General features: G+C 35.7%; 9 protein-coding genes and 1 pseudogene. All 10 read left to right on the forward strand.

Going from position 1 to position 8315, the window contains the following annotated elements:
* Nucleotides 1-127 precede the first annotated feature (127 nt).
* On the forward strand, nt 128-364 hold the full coding sequence (locus HMPREF1534_RS00110) for an NVEALA domain-containing protein (RefSeq protein ID WP_005945737.1): 237 nt from the start codon (nt 128-130) through the stop codon (nt 362-364).
* A gap of 140 nt (nt 365-504) precedes the next feature.
* Nucleotides 505-1491, forward strand: coding sequence for a BF3164 family lipoprotein (locus HMPREF1534_RS00105; protein ID WP_005945739.1), 987 nt, complete (start codon nt 505-507; stop codon nt 1489-1491).
* Nucleotides 1492-1548: 57 nt separating this feature from the next.
* A pseudogene (locus HMPREF1534_RS21440) lies at nt 1549-1752 on the forward strand (S26 family signal peptidase); the annotation flags it as partial.
* Nucleotides 1753-2167: 415 nt separating this feature from the next.
* Nucleotides 2168-2398, forward strand: a complete 231-nt coding sequence (locus HMPREF1534_RS00095) for an NVEALA domain-containing protein (RefSeq protein ID WP_005945745.1) — start codon at nt 2168-2170, stop codon at nt 2396-2398.
* A 128-nt stretch (nt 2399-2526) separates the two neighbouring features.
* Complete coding sequence (locus tag HMPREF1534_RS00090) at nt 2527-3531, forward strand: 6-bladed beta-propeller (RefSeq protein WP_005945748.1); 1005 nt, start codon at nt 2527-2529, stop codon at nt 3529-3531.
* Between the two features lie 158 nt (nt 3532-3689).
* Nucleotides 3690-3932: an NVEALA domain-containing protein gene (locus tag HMPREF1534_RS00085; RefSeq protein WP_025066969.1), complete on the forward strand. Its 243-nt coding sequence runs from the start codon at nt 3690-3692 to the stop codon at nt 3930-3932.
* 188 nt (nt 3933-4120) lie between these two features.
* Nucleotides 4121-4489 carry a hypothetical protein gene (locus HMPREF1534_RS00080; RefSeq protein ID WP_005936264.1) on the forward strand — a complete coding sequence of 123 codons (369 nt, stop codon included), beginning with the start codon at nt 4121-4123 and terminating at the stop codon, nt 4487-4489.
* A gap of 1 nt (nt 4490) precedes the next feature.
* On the forward strand, nt 4491-4835 hold the full coding sequence (gene tnpB / locus HMPREF1534_RS00075) for an IS66 family insertion sequence element accessory protein TnpB (RefSeq protein ID WP_005936267.1): 345 nt from the start codon (nt 4491-4493) through the stop codon (nt 4833-4835).
* An 88-nt stretch (nt 4836-4923) separates the two neighbouring features.
* Complete coding sequence (tnpC, locus tag HMPREF1534_RS00070) at nt 4924-6705, forward strand: IS66 family transposase (RefSeq protein ID WP_005936270.1); 1782 nt, start codon at nt 4924-4926, stop codon at nt 6703-6705.
* 129 nt (nt 6706-6834) lie between these two features.
* On the forward strand, nt 6835-7884 hold the full coding sequence (locus HMPREF1534_RS00065) for a BF3164 family lipoprotein (RefSeq protein ID WP_005946354.1): 1050 nt from the start codon (nt 6835-6837) through the stop codon (nt 7882-7884).
* The last annotated feature ends 431 nt before the right edge of the window (nt 7885-8315 follow it).

Raw genomic sequence — 8315 nt, forward strand, 5'->3', positions numbered from 1 at the left:
TAGTCCGATGCAAACTTAATGGAAATAATCAGAATCTGCAAGTCATGTATTTGCTTTTTCTGCGGTGGAGTTCTTTCCGATAAAAGATGAAAACAACTTTTATTAATCATCGAAACATAGAAAAGAGATGAAAAAGAATATTTTAAAAGCAACACTGGTTGCTGCATTTGCTTTGATAGTAGGATTTAATGTGTATAACTCTCAGAAATCGGATGTGATGTCTGAGTTGGCTTTGGCTAATGTGGAAGCATTGGCTGAATCAGAATTAAGCCAAAAGTGTGGTGACTGCAGTACTGATAAACAGGTATATTGTTGTACTCTAGTTATAGAAGGATTAGGTACATTTACACTTAATAAAGATTAATCCCATTAAATAAAAGGAGAGATTTAAAAAAGTTAGGTCTCTCTTATAATAAAAGTACCATGAAACTCATATATAAACACATATTATTTTTGCTTTTATTGCTGTGTATTTCTTGTACAAGTGTATCAAACAATAAAATAATGTTTCCAACAAAAAACTTTAAGACAATAAAGGGAAAACAAATTTTATCAGATTTGTTTATTGGACGGCCTTTAAAAATGAATATTGTGGATAATAAGCTCTTAATGATAGATAAATATGAAGGTAAACAAATAACGATGATTGATTTGATAAATACCAATAAAATCGAACGTATTGCTAATATTGGAGAAGGGCCAAATGAATTTCTTAATTTAAGAGATATAACTTATAATTCAAAAAATAACTCATTGGCTTTTTTTGATGGAATGCTAAGACAAGTTTCTTTCTATAAAATTAATGAGCATAAGATTCAAATAAATAATAATACTTTTCATCGTAAAGTGCGATTTAATGCAGATTGTCCCTATGATATTGTTGCGTTTGGGGATTATTTTTTAGCAAATGGATGTTTTAATGCAAAACAATTTGCTTTATTGAATTCTAAAGCGGATATTATTGCGGAATTTGGTGTTTTTCCCGGAGATAATACCGGTGTGGAAGTTGAAAATAGTTTTTTTCTAAAAAACCAAACGACTCTCTGTACTAATTTAGATCAATCTCGATTTGTTGCTGCGGGATATTTCCATGACCAACTCGTCTTTTATCGATTTGAAAATAATAAAATTATAAAGGTGAGAGAGTATTTTAGCATGAATGCTAAAATGGTTTCAAGGCATACTAAAGATGGGAATCAAGATATCTATAGCTCATCAGAAAATGACGAAACAACACGAACTTACAGAATGCTATATTCAACAAAAGAGCATATTTATGCTTTATATTGGGGTATTGCCAATAAAGATTTTGGGAAAACAGGAAAGGTTTGTTACATCTTAAAGTTTGATTGGAATGGGAACTTAAAAGAAGGTTTCAAAGTTAATAATTTATTAAAAAATATTGCAATAGATGAAATCTCAAATTGCATATACGCTGTAACGTATCCAGAAGATGAGAGGGAATCCATTTTAATGAAGTATGAGATGTGATTGATAATATAAATTTAAGAATAAAATATTAGCTAAAATAGGTAATCGGGCCTTTTCTTTTATCTTTGTGTCTTGGTAATTTTATGGTTCTTCTTTCAGGTCACCACTTTCACCACCTTCCATATTCCTTCCGACTCCATGTATCCCGCTTTACAGGCAGGCAATAATGTGTTGGTGAACAAATGGATAATGGGAACCCGCATCTTCAATATCTGGGATGCATTGGAAGGCAAGGAGGTGAAGATTCACCGGTTGCCGGGAGATACGCTGGAAATAAGGAACGGATTCTATAGGATACGCGGGATAGAGGAAAAATTAGGCAAAACCACATGCGGAACTGGGAGGTTATCAACGACAAAAACTGGAATAGGATGCAAAGATGATAATGGAAAAAGAACCGAAAATACAATCCACAGCAATAAAACAGATGAGAGAGGAAATAAAGAAGCTGGTTATCAAGGAATAAAATATTCTTTTACTATATTTGCATTCTCATGCACATTAGGGGAAAAGCTATTTCTATATAATCTTACTTTTTAATAAATAGTCGACAAAGAGTATGCATATATGGAAATAATCAGAATCTGCAAGTCATGTATTTGCTTTTTCTGCGGTGGAGTTCTTTCCGACAAAAGATGAAAACAACTTTTATTAATCATCGAAACATAGAAAAGAGATGAAAAAGAATATTTTGAAAGCAACATTGGTTGCTGCATTTGCTCTGATAGCAGGATTTAATGTGTATAACTCTCAGAAGTCGGATGTGATGTCTGAGTTGGCTTTAGCTAATGTGGAAGCATTGGCTGATGATGGTGAAAACCCAATGTGCGAAAATGGTTGTTTGGATAATGGTGATGGTTGTTTATGCCATTACTGGTTTCCGACTTATAGAGAAGCAAATCTATAAAAAGAGGAATTAATAGCCGAACAGCTTGATTGAATTCCCTAAAAGTAAAAACGAAGGAGAAAAATAGAATTTGTGATAATTGAATCTTATCCTAATTTTTGCTTTTCTCTTTTTAAAAGCAAATACTTATGTTAAGAAAAATAGCAAACATATTATTTATTGTGTTAGCCATAACCGGTTGCACTAATAATGCGACAACCGAAAAACACCAGACAGTTCGTAACAAAATAGAAAACTGTTATCAGAAAGTAAAAGAATTCCAGACTGGCGATATTTTGATAGGCTCTACAACACGTTTATATTCTATGGATAATCATCTGATTATTGCAGACCATAAATCCTCAAACCAGCTTATTCATATTTTTAACATGCAGGATTTTACTTACGTGCAAAGTATAGGAGAATTGGGACAAGGACCTGGTGAAATTACAATTCTTGGAAATATTGGCATAGACAATATACATAAGAATTTATATATATCCGACTATGGAAAACAAAAAATATTCAGTTACAATGTGGATAGTGCGTTTGCTAATTCTTTCTATATACCAAACGTGAAAATGGAGATGGATAAAGGAATATTCCCAGATGTATATCAATTTTTCAGCGATACGTTGGCTATAGGCAGAATGATTTCCCCTACCAGTTCTTCTTCTTTCAAACAAATGTTGGCACGTCTTAATATGCAAACAGGTAAAATACTTCCTTTGAAAGAAAACCATCCTGAAATAGAAAATAAACGTGTTTGCTTTGCTGCTTCAGAAACTAAAAACATCTGCGTGGAGTGCTATACAGGCTATGATTTAATGGTAATAACTGATATAATGGGAAATTTGAAATATAATATTTATGGGCCGGAATGGAAAGAAGAGCCGACTGCAACTCATTACTATAGTAAAGTAGTATTAGCCAAAGATAAGATTATCGCTTCATATTCAGGTGGTAACAAGCATACCGATGATTATTATCCTACAAAATTTTTTGTTTTCGATACCGAGGGAAACTATCTTAAAACTTTAGATATAAATCGGAAAATAGCAGACTTCTGTTATGATGACAACAACAATAGAATTATCATGTCGTTCAATGATGATATACAGTTCGGATATTTAGAGTTGAATGGTCTAATTTAATTATAAATATTTTAGAGCATATACTATAAAGAATTGGAATAAATGGCAGGCAGGCTATTAATCACACGGCGTTCTAACAGGAGCATGTCTCTTCTGTCAGAAGGGGGGGGCTAAAAGATGAAGACAAACTTAAATAATTATTAAAAAATAGAAAAGAGATAAAAAAGAATGTTTTGAAAGCAACACTGGTTGCTGCGTTTGCTTTGATAGCAGGATTTAATGTGTATAACTCTAAAAAGGCAGAACCAATGTCGGAATTGGCTTTGGCGAATGTCGAAGCGTTAGCAAGATTGGAACAGCCTAATGTAGATGATTGTATTAGTGATCCTGATTATGATTGTGAAGCATTACATCCGACAGACCCTTCAAAAGATAAGCGTAGACAGCAAGCTAGATGGTAGCTGAATTTTATTTTGGATATGTAATCCTTTAAAATATTTATCACATATTTAATACACATAGGGGTGGAGTGATTTTTAATTAAATAAGTAACGTGTTTATATTTAATCAGTAAGCATTCTATTTTCCGCCTTGACGCACATTATTCACAAACCTACCTTTGCGCCATAACCAAATAACAACAATGATTATGGCGAAAGAAAAAGTAAACTATCAGGAGGTATATGACCTCTACCAGTTATGCAGCGAGACCAAGGATCTTCGCGAGTTCTGTGCGGATTATGGAGTAAACTACGACAAGTTCATGAACTGGCAACGTCATCAGCTTTGGAGCGAGAAGTTAGGCAAGACAGTTCAGGTTGATCAGCCCAAGGTTGCTAAAGTCCAGATAACCGGTAAACCTTGCAACAGTCCAACTGTTAAGATGGAAGTGAAACAACCGGAAGGCGAACCTCCTATTAAGTGGGTGAAACTGCAATTGACATCTGGAGCGACATTGTTTCTGAGAAACACCAGCGTTCTTGATCTGAGTCTGTTGCTTAATAAAATGATAGGATGATATGCTTGGACTGAGTGCTAACCTGAACTATTACCTGTTCAACGGTAATGTGGATTTACGGAAAGGCATCTTCCGTTTGTGTGAAAGTATAAGGCAAGAGATGTCACTTGACCCTAGTGATGCGTCCAATGTATATATGTTCATGTCCCGTAACCGGAAGGTCGTCAAGATACTTCATTACGAACGCGGTTTTTATGTGCTTTACGAGAAACGTCCTGTCATTGGAAAGTTCAAGAAACCTGTGTTTGACGAGGTGTCAAAATGCTACCGGATACAGTGGTCTGACATGGCTTACCTGACGGAAAGTATCGTAGTCGACAGAATGTATGTAACTCCTAAAGAATGAATAATAAGGCGTTGATTTACAATGGAATAATACAAAAATAATCGATAAAAAGTTTGCGTAACTGCCTGATTTTTCGTACCTTTATATCATGATTGATGAAAGAGCATACGAGTTACTTTGCTGCCAGCTGGGTCTGGCGAATGAGGAAAAAGCAGGGCTTCGCAAACAGAATAAAGAACTGATTGCGAGGCTTGAGTCTATTGAAAAATCCAACAAGGAGAACTCAAAAACTCTGATTGATACAATCAATGACCTCAAAGAATCCCTCGAAAAGCAATCAACCACGGTTGAACATTACAGGAAAGAAATGGAACTTATGAGGAAGCAGCTTGAAGCAAAAGACGAGGTGAACATGATGCTTGCAAACGAGATATCCAATCTCAGACTTCAGCTTGAAGACAGCAGGAAACACCGTTTCGGCCGTACATCTGAGCAAAGAAGGCTGCTGAACAACCGTAACATTGACAAGTCTGCAATGGAGAAGTCCGAATATGACGGTTCTGACAAGAAAGGTGATGATGATAATAAGGCCAATGGTAACGAAGCTGGTGGCAATACCTCTTCCGATAACGCAACAGCACAGAACAGCAAGCCTTCAAGAAGAAAGGAAACCGCACCACGTGCGGAAAAGACCAGGCTGAAGGTGGACAAGGTAGTGGTACATGAAATAGAAGACTATTACCAACTCCCGGATGGTGCAAGGCTTATGAACCGCAACGGAATGGCTGATGTGTGGGAATACAGGTTTATAGAACATGTGCGTGCCCATAACGTGGAACATGTGTACAAGGTGGCAAGGGTAAAGCTTGCAGACGGCACTTTCACTAACACGATGGAGCATCCCTTGAAAAACCTTGGAGGAATCTTCTCTCCTGAACTGCTTGCCCGTCTGCTTTGTCTGAAATATGACTTCAGCATGCCTGAGAACAGACAGATAAGACTGCTTGCAAGAGAAGGCATCCATATAAGCAATACCACGCTGAACAGCTATATCCACAACGGAATCTCCAGGCTTAGGGAGTTTATGGAAGATGTCTTCAAGAAGTTTGTACAACAGGCAAAATACCTTATGGTTGATGAGACTACCGAACTCGTTGGAGTTGAAACACCGGAAGGTAAGGCTTACAGGAGAAAGTACTTATGGGCTTTCTTTGCAAAGCATGTCAAGTTGGTTTATTATCATTACAATAACGGCAGCAGAGCATCTGATGTGGCAAAGACCTTCCTTGATCATTTTATGGGATCTATATCTACAGACGGATATACGGTTTACAGAATGTATGACGGAGAAGGCTCAAAGGTGCTTCATATAGGATGCTGGACGCACTGCAGGAGGTTGTGGGTTGATGCTTTGCCATCAGACAGGACGGCGATGGACATAATAGATTCTATCGGTGATTTATTCAGGAATGAAGACCTGTTCCGCACAATGAAACTCAGCAGTGAGAAGATAAAGGAAAAAAGACTTAAACTTACGGGACCTGTTCTTGAACGTATACATCATAAGGTGGTCATGATGATGCAGGATGCGAAGATCATGGCTAACGAACTGATAAGAAAGGCTGCGAACTACACGATAAACCAGTGGAAATCCTTGAGAAATATCCTCAAGGACGGTTCAGCGGAAATATCCAACAATCTCTGTGAGCAAAGAATGAAACCTGTAAAGCTGCTGCTCAAGAACTGTATGAATATAGGAAGTGAGGCAGCCGCAGAAAACTCGGCATTCATCTTCTCCCTGATAGAAAGCTGTAAGTTGAACGATATAGATCCTCAGGATTACCTGAAGCACTTGTTTGAATGTATTCTTCATGGTAAGGACTGCGACAAGAAGGCTCTTCTGCCATGTTTTTATAAATCGGAATGTTAAAACTAAACTATTTTCTTACGGACATTTTTATTTTATCGGCTGAAAAACAGCCGATAAAATTGTCGTAGCGGAAAATAGAATGGTTACATTTAATCAGTCACTCTACCCTTACGTTAAAACAACGATAAAATGGAAGCGAAAAATTATAAGGTATTATTATTCCTGTTATTAATTGTATTATGTAGCTCTTGCAATGAAAAGCCTGTAGGTGTTAACTCCTTTGACATTGTTGAAAAGGTAGTTGTTTATGATAGCATTTTTGCTGACAAAGATGTACCTTTAGGAAGTGTAAGGGATATGAGTATAGCTAATAATATATTAGTATTAAGGCATATAAATGATGATTACCAATTTTCGTTTATTGATGTTGCAAAAAGGAAAATGGTATCTAGGTGGGGGACCGTTGGAGAAGGTCCTGATGAATTTATTGATTTTGGGTCAGATTTTTTTGTGAGAGATTCTTTGTTGGTCTTCTTAACTTCTGCCAAAAAAGAAATAAATTATGTTTCTTTGCCTGATATTTTGAGCCATAGGCAGTCAATAAGCATAAGGAAAGAAAAATATCCGTATAATGTAGATTTTAGACCTCGGAAAATCTGTCCAGTGAACGATAAGAAAATTGCTATTGGTTCTTTTAGTAAAGGCTTATTTGGTATTTTGGATGCAAACAACGAGATAATTGACACTTCCTTTGATTTACCTTTTTTATGCGATGAAGTACAAAATATAGATAAGGGAAGTATTTTTCAGTCTTTGGCAGGTTCAAATAATAGAAAAAATAGGTTTGTACTTTCAATATTGTCATCAGATATATTTGAAATATATGAGATGACAGACACTGGTGTATACAAGATATATACATCTACTTTTCAACATGTGCCACAGATATGGAAAAAGGGAGAGCGTTATGCTATAGATTATGATAAAAGCATTGCAGGTTTGATGAAAATGGCAGTGTCTAATGAGTTTATTTGTTTTACTTATTCTTCTCAAAGTTACACTGAAGCAAGTAAATCAGGTAAAGTATCTAATGAAGTATTGTGTTTTGACTGGAATGGTGAGAAAATTAAAAAATACATTTTGCCATTTTCTATAAGTAATATTTGCTTGGATAATAATTATATTTACGCTATCCGGTATGTTGATGATGAAACGGTTATCTATCGTTTTAAATTGTAAAAACTCTAAAGTTTTAAAGGTTGGAGACTTAAAAGAGCAGACATTCAGAGAGGAGCTAATAGATTACATTTCAAAGAAAAATCATGGGAATAAGAAAGAATAAAAAGAAATTTTAGTTGTAACATTTGTTCTGATTAGAAGATATAATGTTTACAACCTTTAGAGACTGAAGCAATGTCTGGCTTGGTAATATTGGTTATATAAAATATTTTCCACCAAAACGCTTCATACTTCTTTCAAATCGTTTACAGATAAAAATTTATGAGAACTAATATCTATTTAATTGTTATATTATCCACTATCTGTTTTAGTTCGTGCTACCGGGAAAAGGATTTGAAGTATTCCCTGAATGCCGCAGGCAAGAACCGAATAGAGCTGGAAAAAGTACTGGAACATTATAAGGATAGTGGTCCTAAATATGATGCTGCATG

Origin of the sequence: Phocaeicola massiliensis B84634 = Timone 84634 = DSM 17679 = JCM 13223, from assembly GCF_000382445.1 — a bacterium.
In the GTDB taxonomy this organism is placed as follows: Bacteria; Bacteroidota; Bacteroidia; order Bacteroidales; family Bacteroidaceae; genus Phocaeicola; species Phocaeicola massiliensis.